Consider the following 15,189-nt stretch of genomic DNA (forward strand, 5'->3'; position numbering starts at 1 on the left):
CGGTCCGGCCCCTTGCGGACGCCGGGAAGTGCGGAGGGCTCCGTGCCGGTCTCGCTCGCCGGCGGTCAGGGCCGGGAGGCCGGCGCGCTCAGCGCCCCGCGGAGTTCATGCCGTCCACCGATCCGGAGCTTGCGGTAGGCCCCGGTCAGATGGGTCTCCACGGTCCGCAAGGAGACGAAGAGGTGCTCGGCGATCTGCTTGTTGCTCCACCCTTCGGCGGCCAGCACGGCGACGCGTTCCTCACCCGCCGTCAGGGGACAGCCGCCCGCTCCCCGGCTGCCGACCCGGCCCCCCGCTTCGTAGAGCTGCTGCTGGAGGTCCTGCGCCGGCGCGGTGGCCCCGCATCTGACCGCGATGTCCAGGCCGCGGCGCAGCGCCGTACGCGCCCCGGGCCTGTCGTCGCGCCGTAGCAGCGCACGCCCGAACGTCTGCAGGGCGCGCGCGAGTTCCAGCTCGGCGGGCGTGCGCTCCAGGACGCCGACCGCCTCGGCCACGAGTTCCAGGCCGCGCGGCCCTCCGGCGACCCGGCCGGCGGCGTGCAGGGCCACGCCCACGGCCCGCGGGATCCGGCAGCGCCGGGCCAGCTCCAGTTCCTCCTCGGCGAGCGCCTGCGCCTCGCGCCCGTATCCCAGCCGGTGGCTGACCACGGCCGCACGCGAGCGCCAGGGGGCGATCGCCGGGCTGACGGTGCCCGCAGCCCCGAAGTGCATTCCGCACTCGCGCAGCAGCGCCAGCCCGCCGCGCCGGTCCCCCTGGGCGGTACGCAACGCCGCCAGGCTCATCAGGAACCGCGGCCACTCCCAGGAGGTCTCGGAAAGGTCCGCGGCGGAACAGGCCGCGGCGATGTCCTCGGCGCCTTCCGGATCGCCCAGTTGCAGAAGCGCGTCGATCCGGATCGTGTCCAACGACAAGCGGTAGGGCAGCTCGCCCGCCGCACCGCCCCGTGCCACCACGGACCGCGCCACCGCGGCGGCCCGGCCCACGTCACCGCGGCGCAGCGCGATGGCGGCCCGGTAGACCAGCAGCGAGGAGGCCAGCAGCTCCATCCCCTTGTCCTTCGTCCCGTGCAGCAGCCGGTCGCAGAGCCCGTCGGCCGCGTCGAGGGCGTCCACGTACAGCAGCGACTGGGCGACGAAGTAGTGCAGGGGGAAGAGTTCGTGGGAGAACACCGGCAGGTTCACCCGGGCCTGGTCCACCAGCTCGGTGACCCGGTCGGCCGGCTCGCCCGCCCGCAGGGCCGCGAAGGCGCGGACGGCGAGCAGTTGCCGCTCTCCGGGCGTGTGGCCGTCCAGGTCGGTGACGGGGACGGCGCGCCGGGTGTGCTCCGCCGTACGCATCGAGGGTCTCTCGAACTCCAGCCACTCGATCAGCGCCCGCATGCGCAGCGAGGTCTCGCGGTCACCGCCGTCGGTGTCGGTGCGCGCGGTCAGCTCCGCGGTCAGGCGGGCCAGGTCCGGCCCGTCGGCGCGGCCTCCCCGGGACAGCAGGTGGGCGTAGGCCAGCACCCCGACGGCCTCGGAGCGGGCGGCGGCGTCGCTGAGGTCCTCCAGGGCGGCCGTGCCGTACGAGACGGCGAGCGAGGTGTCGTAGTGGCTGGCGGCGACGGCCAGCTGCAGGAGCACCTGGGCGCGCTCCCCCGGCGCGGCCGGCCGGAAGGCGGCGTGCCGCAGATAGGTCACGGCCGTCTCGGCCGCGCCCCGGCGGAGCGCTTCCCGCGCGGCCCGGCGCAGCACCGCCAGGGGCCAACGGCCGGCCACCGGACCGGCGGCCATCACATGCGCGGCCACCTCCTCGTCGGGGCGCCCGCTGAGGTGCAGGACCTGGGCCGCCCGCGCGTGGGCCGCACCGACCTCCTGGGGCGTCCACGTCGCGAGCACGGCTTCGCGGACCACCCGGTGGACGAAGCGCGGGTCGTCCCTGGCACCCAGCAGCCCGAGGGAACGCAGCTCCGCCGCGGCCGAGCGGACCACGGCCTCACCGGTGCCGCAGTACGCCGCGAGCAGCGGCCACGGCATGCCGTCCCCCAGGATCGCGAGTCCCCGCGCCAGCTCGGCCATGGCCGGGGATCCCTGGCCCAGCCGGTGCCCGACCTCGCGCAGGAGCGTGGGCAGGCCGAAGGTCCGGATCCGGTCCCGGTCCTCCGGTGTGGGCCGCACGCCGCCGCGCCGCGCGTCACACAGCAGGGCACGCAGGAAGAGCGGGTGCCCTTCCGTGGCGGCGTGGCAGGCCGCGCAGAAGGACGGGTCCGGCTCGGGCACCCCGAACTCCAGCGCCACCAGCTGCGCCACGTCCGCCGGTCCGAGCGGCTCCAGCGCCAGGGTGCGGCAGGTCGACGGGTGCACGAGCGCGTCGTACAGGTCTCCGGGCGCCGGACGTTCACCGGTGCGGACCGCGACGGCCACCAGGATGGGGTGCGCGTCCGCCCGGTCGACCAGGTGCGCCAGCCACCGCAGCGACGGCGGGTCGATCCACTGCAGGTCGTCCACCGCGAGCACTAACGGCTCCCGGCGGGACAGCCGGAAGGCCAGGCGGTCCAGCCCGGCGAGCGTACCGGCGGCGTCGGCGTACGCCCCGGAGTCGCCGCCCCAGGACCCTTCCGGGTCGAGGATGCGCAGGACCGGCTCCCCCACGCCGTCGAGCAGCGCCCCGCGGTCCTGCTCACCGGCCGCGGCGACGAGCGGATGGAGCAGCCGCCGGACCGTTCCGAAGGCGAAATCGCGTTGGAGCCGGCGGCAGCGCACCCGCACGTCCCGGAACCGTGGCACACCGTCCAGCCAGTGGTGCAGCAGGGCCGATTTGCCCATGCCGGCGTTCCCCACCAGGTGCACGACGCGCGTCCGCCCCGCCAGCACCTCCTCGGCCACCGCGTCGAGGGCGGTCAGCTCATCGCCGCGCCCGACCAGCGGCGGCGCGCCTTCGCGGGCCGACGGACCGGGCCGAAGGGAACCCGCCCCCGGTGGTTCGTCCCGGACGGCTCCGTCACTGCTGCGACCGACGTTCATCTGGCCCCTACTTTTGGCCCTTGCTTTCTCTTTCGCATGGGCAGACGTGGGCTTGCCGGCCGGGGTTGCGTCGTGCCCCCGTCTCACCATCCGGACCGCACACGGTGACCTGCCACTTCGCCGCCCGATCGCCCTTCCTGGCAGGCAACTTGGCGGCTCGGCAGGCACCACCGTGTTGCCGCTCCCCCGGCACGGCCACCACCATTTCGTGGTCGGGGACGAACAACCTCGTGGTGGCCCACGAGACGTTCATGACCGCCCGTAAGGACGCAGCGGAACCGCTCGGCTCACCCGCCGTGCACGATCTCCCGCTCCCAGTCATGACGCGGCTGGGTGTGCAGTCGCCAGTAGTGCTCGGCGATGTCCTGCGGATCGAACGCCGTGCCCGGGGCGACCGGGCCTGCCACGGTCACGGTGGCCACATGGACGCCCGAGGGGCCGTACTGCTGGTCCAGAAGCGCCACGAGCGTGCGCACCCCGGCCTTGCCGAGCGAGAGGCTGACGTACTCCCGCTCGGGTTCGGGCATGCCCCCGGTGATGAGGAAGGTGCCGCGCCCGCGGCTCGCCATGGCCGGTGCGACGTGGGCCGCGGCGGTGAGCGCTCCCACCACGTTGACCGCCCAGGCGTCCAGTTGGGCCTGTGCGGACAGCTCGCCCGGTGCGTCGGGCCGGATGAGTGCCGCGTTGTACACCACGACGTCGGGCGGACCGAGCTCTTCGGCGATCGCGTCCAGGGCGGCTCGCAGTGCGGTCTCGTCGGTGCTGTCGGCGGCCCGGGCCACGACGCGTGAGCCGACCTGTGCCACGGCCTCGGCGGCGGCTTGCGCCGTGGCACGGGTACGGGCGATGACCCCGACGGGCAGTCCTTCACGCGCGAACCGGCGGGCAACTGCCTGGCCGATTCCCGGACCTGCTCCGATCACCACGGCTCCCGGCATCACTGCCTCCTCATCACTCATCAGCGGTATCGCCGAGCGGGCTCAGGCCCCTCACCGGTGTGAAGGTCAAGAGCTGACGCGGAACCGCATGAGGATCGGCGAGGCTGCGCGCAGGACCGGATTCAGGCAGCGGTTGTTGCGCTGTGACGAGGAGCAGAGGTCGCTACGGCCCCGACGGGCAGTCATGCCCACCACGCCCCCATACCGTGGTCATCCGAACTGGCCGGGCCGGTAGTCGCCGGCGGGGATCCGGAGGATGACGTTCGCGCGGTTGAAGGCATTGATGACGGTGATGACACCCACCAGAGCGGCGAGCTGGTCCTCGTCGTAGTGCTCGGCGGCGTTCGACCACACCTCGTCCGGGACGCCACCGGCGGCATCGGCGATGCGGGTGCCCTGCTCCGCCAGCTCCAGCGCCGCGCGCTCGGCCTCGGTGAACACCGTGGCCTCCCGCCAGGACGCCACCAGGTTGAGGCGCTCCGTGGACTCTCCGGCGTGCCTGGCGTCCTTGAAATGCATGTCGGTGCAGAAACCGCAGCCATTGATCTGACTGGCGCGGAGCTTCACCAGCTCCTGCGTCGAGGCGGGCAGGGCTGAGTCGTCGAGCACCTTCCCCGCGGCGGTGACGTGCTTGAGGACCTTGCCCAGGACCGGGTTGGTGAAGGGGTTCAGTCGTGCTTCCATGCTGCGCTCCGTAGAAATCCCCGCTGACCAGCAGGATCGCGAGTCGCGGCGGCAACTCGACATGACGCCCACGACACCTCTCATGCTCCTTCAGGGACCCAAGAGCTGCAACCGCCTGGCAACCGCCCGCAACGCCACGACTCCGGGGCCACCACCCGAGAGGCGAAGCCGGAGCGCGGGGACCGACGCACGGTCCGGTGGTTCACTCGGGGTCGTCGGGGCGGAGGATCAGATCGAGCAGCCCGGGGAAGCGCACGTCGAACTCCTCGCGGCGCAGTCGGTTGACCCGCTTGGGCCCCTCGTCGCGCTGCTCGACCAGTCCGGCCCCGCGCAGGACCGAGAAGTGGTGACTGAGTGCGGCTTTGCCGACCGGTACGTCGAAGCTGCCGCAGCTGCGGGTCCAGTCGGGGGAACCCGCCAGCGCGCGGATCAGCTGGAGTCGCACGGAGTCGGCGAGCGCGGACAACGCGGTCAGGAGGGAAACCTCATCGGGATCGGTGTGTACCGGCGCCGCGCGGTGACTGCCGCTCGTGGTCTGGTTCGCCATGCCCTCTCCTCGCCGTGCACGTCCTCACCGTGCGCGTCCTTGCCGGGCACCGGCTTCGTACCCGGCCGTTCGCGTCGTACCCAGCCACTTGCCGAGTGTTCGATGAGCATCTTACAGTGCCAGTGTTCGCCTTCCATTGAACACTCTGTCGAAGGATGCGTCCCACCCATGCGTGCAATCGAGTTCCAGCAGTACGGCGGCCCCGAGGTACTCCAGGTCGTCCAGGCCGAACCGCCCTCGCCGGGGCCGGGCCACGTCACCATCGATGCCGCCTATGTGGGCGTGAACTTCGCGGACCTCAAGGCACGCGCCGAGGGGTACCGGGTGGCCTCGCTGCCCTTCCGGCCAGGCCTGGAGGTCTCCGGGCGGATCCGGGCCGTCGGCCACGGCGTCGAGGGGCTGCAGCCGGGGCAGGAGGTCGTCGCGCTCGTCGGCAGCGGCGCCTACGCGGAGGTGGTGCTCGCCGAAGCCACCACCGTCTTCCCGCTCCCCGAGGGCCTGGATCTGCGGACCGCAGCCGCGCTGCCCACCGTGTTGCCGACGGCGCACGCCCTGCTCCACGAGGTGGGGCGCCTGCGCGCCGGAGAGAGCGTCCTGGTGCACGGCGCGGCAGGAGGTATCGGCACCGTGGCCGGACAGCTGGCCCGGGCGGCCGGCGCGGGCGCTGTGTACGGCGTGGTCTCCTCCACGGCAAAGGCCGGGCACGCCCTCCAGCACGGCTACGACGAGGTGTTCACGGCCGACACCTTCTCCGACGACATCCGCCGCGTCACCCACGGCAGGGGCGTCGACCTGGTACTCGACCCGGTGGGCGGCGACACCCTCCGCCGCGGGCTCGACGCACTGGCCGTCTTCGGCCGCCTGGTTTCCTTCGGCAACGCCAGCGGGGCGGAGCCGTGGCAGGTCGGACAGCCCGAGCTCTACGCGCAGGGCCGTTCCGTCGCGGGCTTCTCCATCCTGGCGCTCGCACAGTCGGCGCCCGAGGCGCTGCGCTCACTGGCCGAGCGGGCCTTCCGCACAGTCATCGACGGCACCGTGGCCCTCCCGATCACCGCGGAGTTCCCGCTGTCGGAGGCGGCCGAGGCCCACCGGCTGATGGGCGGGCGCACCTCGACAGGCAAGCTGCTGCTGCGCGCGACCGACTGAGCACCATACCCCGGCCGAACTCCGGTCCATGCGGGGCGGCCCAGCCATCTCACCTAGCGCGGCACCTGCCCCTCCGGGTCCTGTGAGAGGAACTCCACGACCAGCTCCGCCGGGTTGGCGGCTCTGGTCAGGGCGAACATCTCGTCGGGCTGGAACATGTCGTAGAGGATCACCGGCACCGGCCGCCCCAGCCGTGCGGCGATCTCGCCACCGCTGTGCAGCTGCCGTGCCAGATCGACACAGAGTCCGTGGAACCCTTCGTCGAGGCGCTCGTCCCGCGCGTCCCGCTCCGCGTCGGTGAGTTCGTCGCCGTCCTCGTACCACAGGCCCTGCGTCCTCGCCTCCCGCCGGTGCAACTCCGCGCCGACGGGATCGTATTGGCGATGGTGACCACAGATGCGTATGCCCTCCAGCCCCGATGGGGGGAAATAGGCGTAGTTCCACCGCGCGTCCCAGGACTCCGGCGGACTCGGTGCCGCCAGCAGTCGGGCCACCTCCGCGTCGGTGTTGTAGCCGATCGCCAGGTAGGGGAAGCGCGGGTCCTGGTCGACGCTGTCGATCCGGAACGTGACGGCATAGATCCCGGAGACCGGTTCCTCGCGGAAGTCCGCCAGGGCGCGCACCGCCATCTGCGCCATGTGCTCCCGGAACGTCATCAGGTGCTCTCCTCGGGGACGAAGACGGATGGGGACAATCGCGTGAACGTGCCGACAGACGGCGACGCCATCGGACCATGGGCGACGATATGGGGGAGCCGCGCGCCGTGCTGCGGCGGGGGCCGGCGTTCGGCCTGCGGGACGGGGCGTGGCGCTCGGCGTCGTGATCGGCGCACCAGTCACCGCGGCCCGCAGCGGGGACATCGCCGCGACCCGAACGGGGTCCACAGGCAAGCACCTCAGGTGACGGCCGGCGAGCGTCCTCGGGCCGCCGTTGGTGCGCCAGTCGGCGAGGCGGACGAAGTGGCCCACGAACAAACCGCCTGATTGTCCTGCTGGAGCGCACCGCTGCCTGTGTACGGTCGGCCCATGTCCACACCCCTCCCGCCTCCCGGCCCCCAACGCACGCTCGCCCTGGCGCAGTTGAGCAACTCCGTGGGTGACGGCGCGTACTACGTCACCTCAGCCCTGTACTTCACCCATGTCGTCGGTCTCGCACCGGCCAGGATCGGCCTCGGTCTCACGCTGGCCTGGGCGGTCGGGTCCGTCGTCGGAGTACCCCTCGGCCGGGTCGCGGACCGGCGGGGCCCGCGTGGCACCGCGGTGCTGCTCGCCCTCGCCACCGGCGCCGCGGTCGCTTCTTTTCTGGTCGTGCGCGACTTCGTGCCCTTCCTCACGGCCGCCTGCCTCTACGCCACCGCACAGTCGGGTCTCGCCGCCGCCCGGCAGGCGCTGCTCGCGGGCCTGGTCGCCAAGGAAGAGCGCACCCGCGCGCTTGCCCACCTGCAGTCGACGCTCAACGCGGGCCTCGCCGTGGGCGCCGCACTCGGCGGGCTCGCGCTCTCAGCGGCGACCCGGTCGGCCTATCTGGCCGTCTTCGCGAGCGACGCGCTGAGCTTTCTGCTCTGCGCGTTCCTGCTGGGGAGACTGCCTGCGGTCGCACCCGTTGACCTGCCACGGGGTGCGAAGCTCGAGGTGCTGCGGGATCGGCCGTACGCCGTCGTCACCCTGCTCAACACCGTACTGCTGCTCCGGATGCCGCTGCTCAGCGTGGGCCTGCCCCTGTGGATCACCGAGCGCACCCACGCCCCGGAGTGGCTGGTCTCCGCGCTCTTCATTCTCAACACCGTTGCCGTGATGCTCTTCCAGGTCCGTGCCGCTCGGTCGGTCACCGGACTGCCCACGGCGGCCCGCGCCCTCCGTCACTCCGGGGTGCTCATGCTGCTGACCTGTGGGGTCTTCGTGTTCTCGGCCGGGCATGCGCCGTGGGTCGCGGTCACCGTTCTGGTGGGCGGGTCGGTGCTGCTGGTCGCCGCCGAGATGCTCCAGTCGGCCGGCTCCTGGCAACTCGGCTTCGATCTGGCACCGGCGGGGCGCGTGGGTGAGTACCAGGCCTTCTTCGGCACCGGCGTCACGGTCGCCCGTACGCTCGGGCCGTTGCTGCTCACCGGACTGCTCCTGGGGGCGGGCACGACCGGTTGGCTCCTGCTCGGGGGCCTGGTACTGGCGACGTCGTACGCCATGGGGCCGGTGTCACGGTGGGCGGCGGGAACCCGCGGTGAGCAGTCCCCGGCATCCGCAGCGGCTCAGGTCGTCTGAGCCTTGACGATGGGCCCCGTGCGGTGTCGCGCTTGCCTACGGCTCCCAGCTGATGCACGGCGTCACCCCCGTCACCCGGGGCGTCCTCCGCAAGTTCGTCGCCGACCTGCTGGACACCCACCCCTGAACGGGGTTCCACGTCTGCGGAATTCCGGCATGCGCTCAGGAAGGCGGAGTCGGCTCCGGCAGGGACGCGGCGGCGAGTTCGAACAGTGCTTCCTCCGGAGTGTCCCGGACCGGTGTGGTGAAGCTGATCCCCGTCAGGTCGAGCAGGCGCCGGACGGTCGGTGAGACGGCGGCCAGGTGCACGCTCCCGCCGACCTGACGGGTGTCATTGTGCGCCCTGATGATGACGTTCAGCCCGGAGGAATCCATGAACGGAACCTCCCTCAGGTCGAGCACGAGATACCGCCGGCCGTGTGCCAGCTGATTGGCGAGCTGGTGGTGCAGGGCGGTACCGGTGTCGGTGTCCAGCTCACCGCGCACCGCGACCAGCGCGGTCCGCTCGTCGATGACGGTGACTTCCACGCTCAGCAGGTCGGAATCAGGCATGTGTGGGGCTCCCTCGCTGTGGTCGACAGTGCGCTGTGTCCTCGCTCGCCGGGAGGACACCGCACACCCGGTCAGGCCCGGTCGGACAGTTCGTTCGTGGTGTGCCGGGGAATCCGCTCCAGCAGGCCGCGCAGGTCGTCGGCGTGTTCCTCCTCCTGCGCGAGGAGTTCCTCGAAGACCCTGCGGGTCGTCGGATCGCCGTCGCCCAGCCACTGTGTGATCTCGGTGTAGGAGGCCACGGCGACGCGTTCGGCGACCAAGTCCTCCTTGATCATCTCGATCAGATCGGTACTGGCGTCGTACCCGGAGTGCGCACGCTTCGTCAGGGTGTCGGGATCAAAATCCGGTTCGCCACCGAGCTGGACGATGCGCTGCGCCAGTTTGTCGGCGTGCTGCTGTTCCTCTGCGGCGTGTTCCAGAAATTCGGCCGCGACGGGTTCCGAATACAGCCCGGACGCCGTGTAGTAATGCCGCTTGTACCGGAGCGTGCAGACGATCTCCGTGGCCAGGGCCTCGTTGAGCACCTGGAGGACCCGCTCCAGATCCGCGCCGTAGGCATCCGTGATCGGGCCCTTCTCAATCTCCGCGCGCGCTCGCTCCCGGATGGTTTCGATATCCGTGAGGAATTCAGCCATGCCCTTTCTCCGTTCCGCCTCTCTGTCCGGTCTGTGACGATGCATCGCCTGCCCCGGTGATCAGGGGCTATTCCTGGTTCTTCGAACCGGGAAAAGCGCAGCGCCCTGGAACGGGGCCTCCGGGGCGGCTACAAGAGGACCGGTTCCCCAAGGGACATGTAGTAATGGCCGACCTCGGTGAGGTAGCCCGCGTCGGTCGTCTGGCTGTCGCGGGCGAACCGGGGTGCGGCCTTGATCTCGTCCTTGGTCCGGTTGACCGTGACCGTCTTGGTGTCCGTGTCGATGGTCCGCACGATGCCCGCAGGGACCAATACGCTCTCGCCGAAGAACCACACTCCGGTGTCGACCACAAGGTGCTGCCGTCCGGGGTCGTCCATCTGACGTTGCACCTGCCCGAGCGCCTCATGGGGCGTCTCCACGCTGTACCCCGTCAGCGTCATCGCGCTGTCGTGGCCGGTCTCGGCCGGGTAGGTCCAGATGCTCCTCATGACGGTGGCTCCTTTCTCCTGTGCCTTGCCGGTACAGCACCGCGGGCTTGACCAACGCCACGGTAGCTCTCCGGCGTTGTGAGCCCGTACCCGCGTTACGGAGCGTTACACCCACAAGATCTGCGGACCCCGGATCAGGTCGTCGTGGGTCGGGGCCGGGTGGCGGTGTCGCTGTCAGGGTGGAGGCGGAAGGTCTGGTCGAGGCCGACGATGCGCAAGATGCGCCGAGTTGGGGCGGGGACGGCAGCGAGCGCGAAGTCTGCGTGGGCGGCCTGGGCATGGCGGTAGGCGGCAATCAGGGCGGTGATGCCGCTGGAGTCGCAGAATTCCATGGCGGCGAGGACCAGGACGAGGCGCTGACCCGGCCGGAGGGTGAGCGTGGTGAGCACCTCGCGCAGGGTGTTCGCGTGGACGTGGTCGAGTTCGCCGGCGATCTCCAGGACGGGACCGGTCGCAGCGTCTTGGGCGGTGATCTTCAGCGGGCTCATCGGGTGTTCTTCGTCAGAGGGTCGGGGCGCGGGCGCCGAGGGCGAGGAGGGCGGTGTCGTCGTCGAGTCCGGCACCGAAGCTATCCAGCAGGTCGGTCAGGGCCTGGATGACGTCAGTTGGGGACTTGCCGGCATGGCGGGCGGCGAAGGCGAGCAGGGCCTCGTCGCCGTACAAGCTGGTGCGGTCCTGGCCGGTGCGGGCTTCGGTGAGGCCGTCGGTGTAGAGCAGGAGGGTGTCGCCGGGGGCCAGGCACGTGGTGGCGGTGACGAAGCGCGCGGAGGGCAGGACACCGACGAGGAGTCCGCCGGGGGTGGGCAGGAAGTCGGCTGTGCCGTCGGCCCGCAGGACGAGGACCGGCGGGTGGCCGCCCGAGGCGAGGTGGATGGCGACCTGCCCGGTCACCGGGTCGGGTTCCAGAGTGCCGAACACGGCGGTGCAGTAGCGCGGGTCGCCGCTGCCGGTGTACCGCTCGTGGAGCACCTTGTTGAGGGTGGACAGGGCGGAGACGGGGTCGGGGTCGTGCAGGGCGGCGGCGCGCAGGGTGTAGCGGGTCAGTGAGGTGACCGCGGCGGCCTGGGGACCCTTGCCGCACACATCGCCGAGGAAGAAGGCGAAGCGTTTGCCGTCGACGGGGAAGACGTCGTAGAAGTCGCCGCCGAGCCGGTCCGGAGAGGCGGTGTGGTAGTGCGCGGCCGTCTCCACTCCGGGCACCGGCGGCAGGGTGGCGGGCAGCAGCGACTGCTGGAGCACGGCGAGCGCCTCCTGCAGCCGGGCGCGGTCGGCCTCCGCCTGTTTGCGCGCTTCTTCGGCCGCTTTCCGGCCGCGCAGGAGTTCCTCCTCGTAGGCGCGGCGGTCCCGGGCGTCGAAGACCGTGGTGCGGATCAGCAGCGGCTCGCCGGCATCGCCGTGCTTGACCACGGAGGAGACCAGCACCGGCATCCGGGCACCGCCGGCCCGTTTGACCTCCAGGGCTATGCCGCCGATCTCGCCCTGCATCCGCAGCAGCGGCGCGAAGTGCGTCTCGTGGTACAGCTTCCCGCCCACGGTCAGCAGGTCGGGGAACCGCATCCGGCCCACCACTGCCGCGCGCTCCAGGCCGAGCCAGCCCAGCAACGTCGTATTGACCTTGGCGATGGTCCCGTCCATCAGCGTGGACAGGTAACCGCACGGCGCACTCTCGTACAGCTCCTCGGCGCTGTCCTCCAGCAGTGCGGCGAACGCCGCATCCGAGGTCTGCTCGTCGCCCGCGTCGTGCGGGTCCGGCTGCCCGGTGCGGCACATCACCGCAGGCCTGCCAGGAAGCCGGCGATCGCCTCGTTGGTGGCCGCGGGCGCGGACAGGTGCGGGCAGTGGCCGGTCGCCTCGAGAGTGACCAACTCCGAGCCGGGGATCGCCTGGTGGACGAAGGCCCCGACCTCGCGGGGGGCGATGACGTCCTGGGTGCATTCCAGCACCAGCGTCGGTACCCGCACGCTCTTCAGGTCGTTCCTGGAGTCCGACAGGAACGTGGTGCGGGCGAAGACCCGTGCCATGTCCGGGTCGGTGGCGCAGAAGCTGTTCTTCAGCTCCTCGCCGAGCTCGGGCCGGTCCGCGTTCCCCATGATCACCGGTGCCATCGCCGCCGACCAGCCCAGATAGTTCGACTCCAGTGACGCCAGCAGCTCGTCGATGTCCGGGGCGCTGAACCCGCCCCGGTAGCCGTCGTCGTCGATGTACCGCGGAGACGGAGCGACCATCACCAGCGCCCCGATGCGCTCCGGCGCCAGGCCGGCGGCCAGCACCCCGATCATCGCGCTGACCGAGTGCCCCACGAAGACCGCACCCCGCAGGTCGAGCGCGTCACACACCTCCACCGCGTCGTGGGCATAGCCGTCCAGAGTGGCGTACCGGTCCTCCGAGAACGCGGCCGGATCCGAGCGGCCCGAACCCACGTAGTCGAAGAGCACCACCCGGTAGTCCTCGGCGAGGGCAGGCACCGTCAGCCGCCACATGTTCTGATCGCATCCGAACCCGTGAGCCAGCACCACCGTCGGCCCCTGCGGGTTGCCCGTGACGGTGACGTTGTTCCTGCGCTCGATATCCATGCCCGCCAGTCTCTCAGCCCGCACACGCCCCGCTCCGGCACGGCCTCGAATCACCCCCACGCTCTGCCTGACGCCTTCACAAACCGACGGGCGCCGCCGCGACATGACGTGTGGGGAGGTGATGGCCCCACGGTGGAGGTCGGGCCGATGGTGTCGTTGAGGGAGGATGCGCGAGCCCCCCGGGACGGCCCGTCCTCACATCCCGGTCATTCCGCCGCCGGTCAGGCCCGGGGCCAGCGCCGGAACCCAGACGACCGCAACGGCCAGGGCGAGCGAGGCGATTCCCACGGCACGGGCCACCAGGCGGCCGGCCGGGACGAGCTTCTCGGCGGTGATCACGGCGGCCAGGACGACCATGGCCCACAGGTTCATCAGACCGAACGCCGCCAGCAGCACCATCAGCGACCAGCAGCAGCCCAGACAGAAGGCTCCGTGGTGGGCCCCGGCACGCAGATCGCGCGATCGCCGCGGGTACGAGGCGTAGCGCAGCATCAGTCCGAGCGGCGAGCGGCACCTCGCCAGGCAGCGGTCCTTGAGGGGCGTCAGCTGGTAGACGCCGCTGACTGCGAACACGGCCGCGGCTGCTGCGGTCCCCACCTCGGTGGGGAGGCTCGCCGCCCGACCGAGGCCGACGGCCAGCGCGTAGGCCGGCAGTCCGGCCGCGGCCCAGACGAGCAGGTAGGCGACCGTGAAGACGACCATGCGCGGCGTCCGCCGGACGGTGATGGTGCGGGCGTACAGCGCGGCGACGGGCGCCGTGGCGGGCAACATCATCGCCGCCATCATCAGCGTCCACACGGCCAGGAAGGCGGGCAGGCCCAGTCCCATGGTGCCGGGCATCGCCCGCATGCCGCCCCAGCGCGTCGCCACCCAGATCCAGGCGGCGGCCGCCGCGATCAGCAGTAGCCCGGAGGGGACCGCCGTGCGGCGGACGGTAATCGGTAGGCCGTTCACGCGGCCCACGTGAAGGGTGCGTGGTGTCCGTTGCCGCCGGTGAAGTCCCAGGACCGGCCGTACACACCGTTGCCCGTCGCCCGGGTGGACCGGGCGATCGTCAGTGTGCTGTTCACCGGGTGGAACATGCCGGTCAGGCCCATCACCGGGCCGTCCGCACCGTACTGCGGGGCGATCTGGTCCTCGATCTCGATGTCAATGGCGTCGCCCACCCGCACGGCGTGGCGGCGGCCGTCGTCGCGGTATTCCATGGGAACGCGCTGCACGCCGAGGACCTCGCCGATCAGCGGAGTGAGCACCGCCATCGGCCCACCTACCTGGCCGGAGAAGACCTTTCCCAACGCCGACGCCTGTCCGTCGTCGGCCGAAGCATCGATGTACAGCGCCACCTGCCAGCCACCGTCGGCCATCACCCGCGGCCCGTCGATGAAGACGGCGACGTTGCGGTCGGACACGTCCACGCCGTCCACGTTCCCGCTGTCCACATGGAACGCGAAGGTCACCTGGCAGCGCTCGTGGTCGGCCGGGGCGGTCAGGCCCGAGGTGGTGCAGGGACACACCACGTCACAGTTGCAGCTCTCCAGGTACGTGCCGGTCAGATTCCAGGGCATGGCTCCACCTCCCTGTTTTCGCGTCCCCGCCGCGAGGCATTACGGGCGGGTGCGCCCCGTCCCGGTGCCGCTCCTTTCCATGCTATTCCCGACGACCGCCCGTCGCGCAGAGCCGCCGCCGGCGATCATCGACGCAGGTGAGCACGGCACTCACACGCCGCGCCGACGCGCCTACCAGCGCTTTTCCTCAGCCGCCGAGCCGATCCGCGTCCTGGTCCACCTACCGAGAGCGCCACCGCCAGATCCTCGTGTCGACCGACGGCGGCAGCTGAGCGGCCGTTCAGGAGAGCGGGACCGACCCGTCCGGCACGGAGCTGTGCCGGTGGAGCGCATAGCCGGCGGTCCGGCCGTCGCTCTCCTGGTACGCGGCGCAACGCAGCGAGGTCGCCCCAGCGGGCGCGCTGTCACCGGATGAGGGAGCGCAGAACCGGGATGCCGGCGCCGGCCGCCGCCATCCCGGCGACGACCGCTGCCGCGACCGGCGTCCCGGCCAGAGCCGTCAGGCAGCCGACGACGATCCCGATGACGACGGCGGCCAACAGCACGACGGTGGTGTGCACGGACAAGAACGGCGGCTCCGGCTCGGACTCGGCTCGGTCGGAGGAAGGAGCGTTGACGGGCGGGAAGTGATTTGAGTTCGACATGCCTCAACTCTGGCCCCGTGCACCGCCGTGACCTGCATCGATCGAACGAACCCGCAAAGCGCTGATCAGCTCGGAACAACCGTTCAGCGACGGCCGTGTTCAGTCGAACACGTTCGCGTTCAGGCTTGTTCAGGAAAGTTCACGCCCGTTCGTCGGACGA

The 15,189-nt window shown here is 71.3% G+C and carries 16 protein-coding genes; 2 read left to right on the forward strand and 14 right to left on the reverse strand.

What is annotated here, in order from left to right; all coding sequences use genetic code 11:
- Positions 1–65: 65 nt before the first annotated feature.
- From V2J85_RS06320 to V2J85_RS06335, 4 genes are all read right to left on the reverse strand, one after another.
- Complete coding sequence (locus V2J85_RS06320) at positions 66–3,002, reverse strand: helix-turn-helix transcriptional regulator (RefSeq protein WP_330820867.1); 2,937 nt, start codon at positions 3,000–3,002, stop codon at positions 66–68.
- 287 nt (positions 3,003–3,289) lie between these two features.
- Positions 3,290–3,940 carry an SDR family NAD(P)-dependent oxidoreductase gene (locus tag V2J85_RS06325; RefSeq protein WP_330820868.1) on the reverse strand — a complete coding sequence of 217 codons (651 nt, stop codon included), beginning with the start codon at positions 3,938–3,940 and terminating at the stop codon, positions 3,290–3,292.
- Positions 3,941–4,150: 210 nt separating this feature from the next.
- Positions 4,151–4,624: a carboxymuconolactone decarboxylase family protein gene (locus tag V2J85_RS06330; RefSeq protein ID WP_261957863.1), complete on the reverse strand. Its 474-nt coding sequence runs from the start codon at positions 4,622–4,624 to the stop codon at positions 4,151–4,153.
- A gap of 202 nt (positions 4,625–4,826) precedes the next feature.
- A complete protein-coding gene (locus V2J85_RS06335; RefSeq protein WP_330820869.1) occupies positions 4,827–5,171 on the reverse strand; it encodes an ArsR/SmtB family transcription factor in 345 nt (114 codons plus the stop codon).
- Between the two features lie 168 nt (positions 5,172–5,339).
- Between V2J85_RS06335 and V2J85_RS06340 the strand changes: the two genes are divergently transcribed.
- Positions 5,340–6,317, forward strand: a complete 978-nt coding sequence (locus V2J85_RS06340) for a quinone oxidoreductase family protein (RefSeq protein ID WP_330820870.1) — start codon at positions 5,340–5,342, stop codon at positions 6,315–6,317.
- Between the two features lie 53 nt (positions 6,318–6,370).
- Here the strand turns inward: V2J85_RS06340 and V2J85_RS06345 are convergent, their stop codons facing one another.
- A complete protein-coding gene (locus V2J85_RS06345; protein WP_330820871.1) occupies positions 6,371–6,973 on the reverse strand; it encodes a hypothetical protein in 603 nt (200 codons plus the stop codon).
- 369 nt (positions 6,974–7,342) lie between these two features.
- On the opposite strand from V2J85_RS06345, the gene V2J85_RS06350 reads away from it, so the two are divergent.
- Entirely contained in the window at positions 7,343–8,572 is a 1,230-nt protein-coding gene (locus V2J85_RS06350; RefSeq protein ID WP_261957859.1) for an MFS transporter, read from the forward strand.
- 162 nt (positions 8,573–8,734) lie between these two features.
- On the opposite strand, the gene V2J85_RS06355 is transcribed toward V2J85_RS06350, so the two are convergent.
- From V2J85_RS06355 to V2J85_RS06395, 9 genes are all read right to left on the reverse strand, one after another.
- Positions 8,735–9,124, reverse strand: coding sequence for an STAS domain-containing protein (locus tag V2J85_RS06355; protein WP_261957858.1), 390 nt, complete (start codon positions 9,122–9,124; stop codon positions 8,735–8,737).
- A 71-nt stretch (positions 9,125–9,195) separates the two neighbouring features.
- Complete coding sequence (locus V2J85_RS06360; protein ID WP_261957857.1) at positions 9,196–9,759, reverse strand: ferritin-like domain-containing protein; 564 nt, start codon at positions 9,757–9,759, stop codon at positions 9,196–9,198.
- Between the two features lie 128 nt (positions 9,760–9,887).
- Positions 9,888–10,247, reverse strand: a complete 360-nt coding sequence (locus tag V2J85_RS06365; RefSeq protein ID WP_261957856.1) for a PRC-barrel domain containing protein — start codon at positions 10,245–10,247, stop codon at positions 9,888–9,890.
- A gap of 134 nt (positions 10,248–10,381) precedes the next feature.
- Positions 10,382–10,735, reverse strand: a complete 354-nt coding sequence (locus tag V2J85_RS06370) for an STAS domain-containing protein (protein ID WP_330820872.1) — start codon at positions 10,733–10,735, stop codon at positions 10,382–10,384.
- A 13-nt stretch (positions 10,736–10,748) separates the two neighbouring features.
- Positions 10,749–12,017 (reverse strand): PP2C family protein-serine/threonine phosphatase, encoded by a 1,269-nt coding sequence (locus V2J85_RS06375; RefSeq protein WP_330820873.1) that lies wholly within the window; start codon positions 12,015–12,017, stop codon positions 10,749–10,751.
- A complete protein-coding gene (locus V2J85_RS06380) occupies positions 12,017–12,820 on the reverse strand; it encodes an alpha/beta fold hydrolase (protein ID WP_330820874.1) in 804 nt (267 codons plus the stop codon). Before V2J85_RS06380 ends, V2J85_RS06375 begins: the two co-directional genes overlap by 1 nt.
- A gap of 195 nt (positions 12,821–13,015) precedes the next feature.
- Entirely contained in the window at positions 13,016–13,774 is a 759-nt protein-coding gene (locus V2J85_RS06385; RefSeq protein ID WP_330820875.1) for a DUF2182 domain-containing protein, read from the reverse strand.
- Entirely contained in the window at positions 13,771–14,385 is a 615-nt protein-coding gene (locus V2J85_RS06390) for a DUF1326 domain-containing protein (RefSeq protein WP_261957851.1), read from the reverse strand. Before V2J85_RS06390 ends, V2J85_RS06385 begins: the two co-directional genes overlap by 4 nt.
- Before the next feature lie 404 nt (positions 14,386–14,789).
- Complete coding sequence (locus V2J85_RS06395; protein WP_261957850.1) at positions 14,790–15,029, reverse strand: hypothetical protein; 240 nt, start codon at positions 15,027–15,029, stop codon at positions 14,790–14,792.
- Between the last annotated feature and the right edge of the window lie 160 nt (positions 15,030–15,189).

The sequence above is a fragment of the Streptomyces bugieae genome (assembly GCF_036352915.1).
In the GTDB taxonomy this organism is placed as follows: domain Bacteria; phylum Actinomycetota; class Actinomycetes; order Streptomycetales; family Streptomycetaceae; genus Streptomyces; species Streptomyces endophytica.

Bases quoted from the DNA above. Each gene is read 5' to 3' on its own strand.
- V2J85_RS06355 (WP_261957858.1), bottom strand. From the start codon at position 9,124: ATGCCTGATTCCGACCTGCTGAGCGTGGAAGTCACCGTCATCGACGAG.
- V2J85_RS06375 (WP_330820873.1), bottom strand. From the start codon at position 12,017: ATGTGCCGCACCGGGCAGCCGGACCCGCACGACGCGGGCGACGAGCAG.
- V2J85_RS06370 (WP_330820872.1), bottom strand. From the start codon at position 10,735: ATGAGCCCGCTGAAGATCACCGCCCAAGACGCTGCGACCGGTCCCGTC.
- V2J85_RS06330 (WP_261957863.1), bottom strand. From the start codon at position 4,624: ATGGAAGCACGACTGAACCCCTTCACCAACCCGGTCCTGGGCAAGGTC.
- V2J85_RS06360 (WP_261957857.1), bottom strand. From the start codon at position 9,759: ATGGCTGAATTCCTCACGGATATCGAAACCATCCGGGAGCGAGCGCGC.
- V2J85_RS06350 (WP_261957859.1), top strand. From the start codon at position 7,343: ATGTCCACACCCCTCCCGCCTCCCGGCCCCCAACGCACGCTCGCCCTG.
- V2J85_RS06320 (WP_330820867.1), bottom strand. From the start codon at position 3,002: ATGAACGTCGGTCGCAGCAGTGACGGAGCCGTCCGGGACGAACCACCG.
- V2J85_RS06395 (WP_261957850.1), bottom strand. From the start codon at position 15,029: ATGTCGAACTCAAATCACTTCCCGCCCGTCAACGCTCCTTCCTCCGAC.
- V2J85_RS06390 (WP_261957851.1), bottom strand. From the start codon at position 14,385: ATGCCCTGGAATCTGACCGGCACGTACCTGGAGAGCTGCAACTGTGAC.
- V2J85_RS06340 (WP_330820870.1), top strand. From the start codon at position 5,340: ATGCGTGCAATCGAGTTCCAGCAGTACGGCGGCCCCGAGGTACTCCAG.
- V2J85_RS06325 (WP_330820868.1), bottom strand. From the start codon at position 3,940: ATGCCGGGAGCCGTGGTGATCGGAGCAGGTCCGGGAATCGGCCAGGCA.
- V2J85_RS06365 (WP_261957856.1), bottom strand. From the start codon at position 10,247: ATGAGGAGCATCTGGACCTACCCGGCCGAGACCGGCCACGACAGCGCG.
- V2J85_RS06380 (WP_330820874.1), bottom strand. From the start codon at position 12,820: ATGGATATCGAGCGCAGGAACAACGTCACCGTCACGGGCAACCCGCAG.
- V2J85_RS06345 (WP_330820871.1), bottom strand. From the start codon at position 6,973: ATGACGTTCCGGGAGCACATGGCGCAGATGGCGGTGCGCGCCCTGGCG.
- V2J85_RS06335 (WP_330820869.1), bottom strand. From the start codon at position 5,171: ATGGCGAACCAGACCACGAGCGGCAGTCACCGCGCGGCGCCGGTACAC.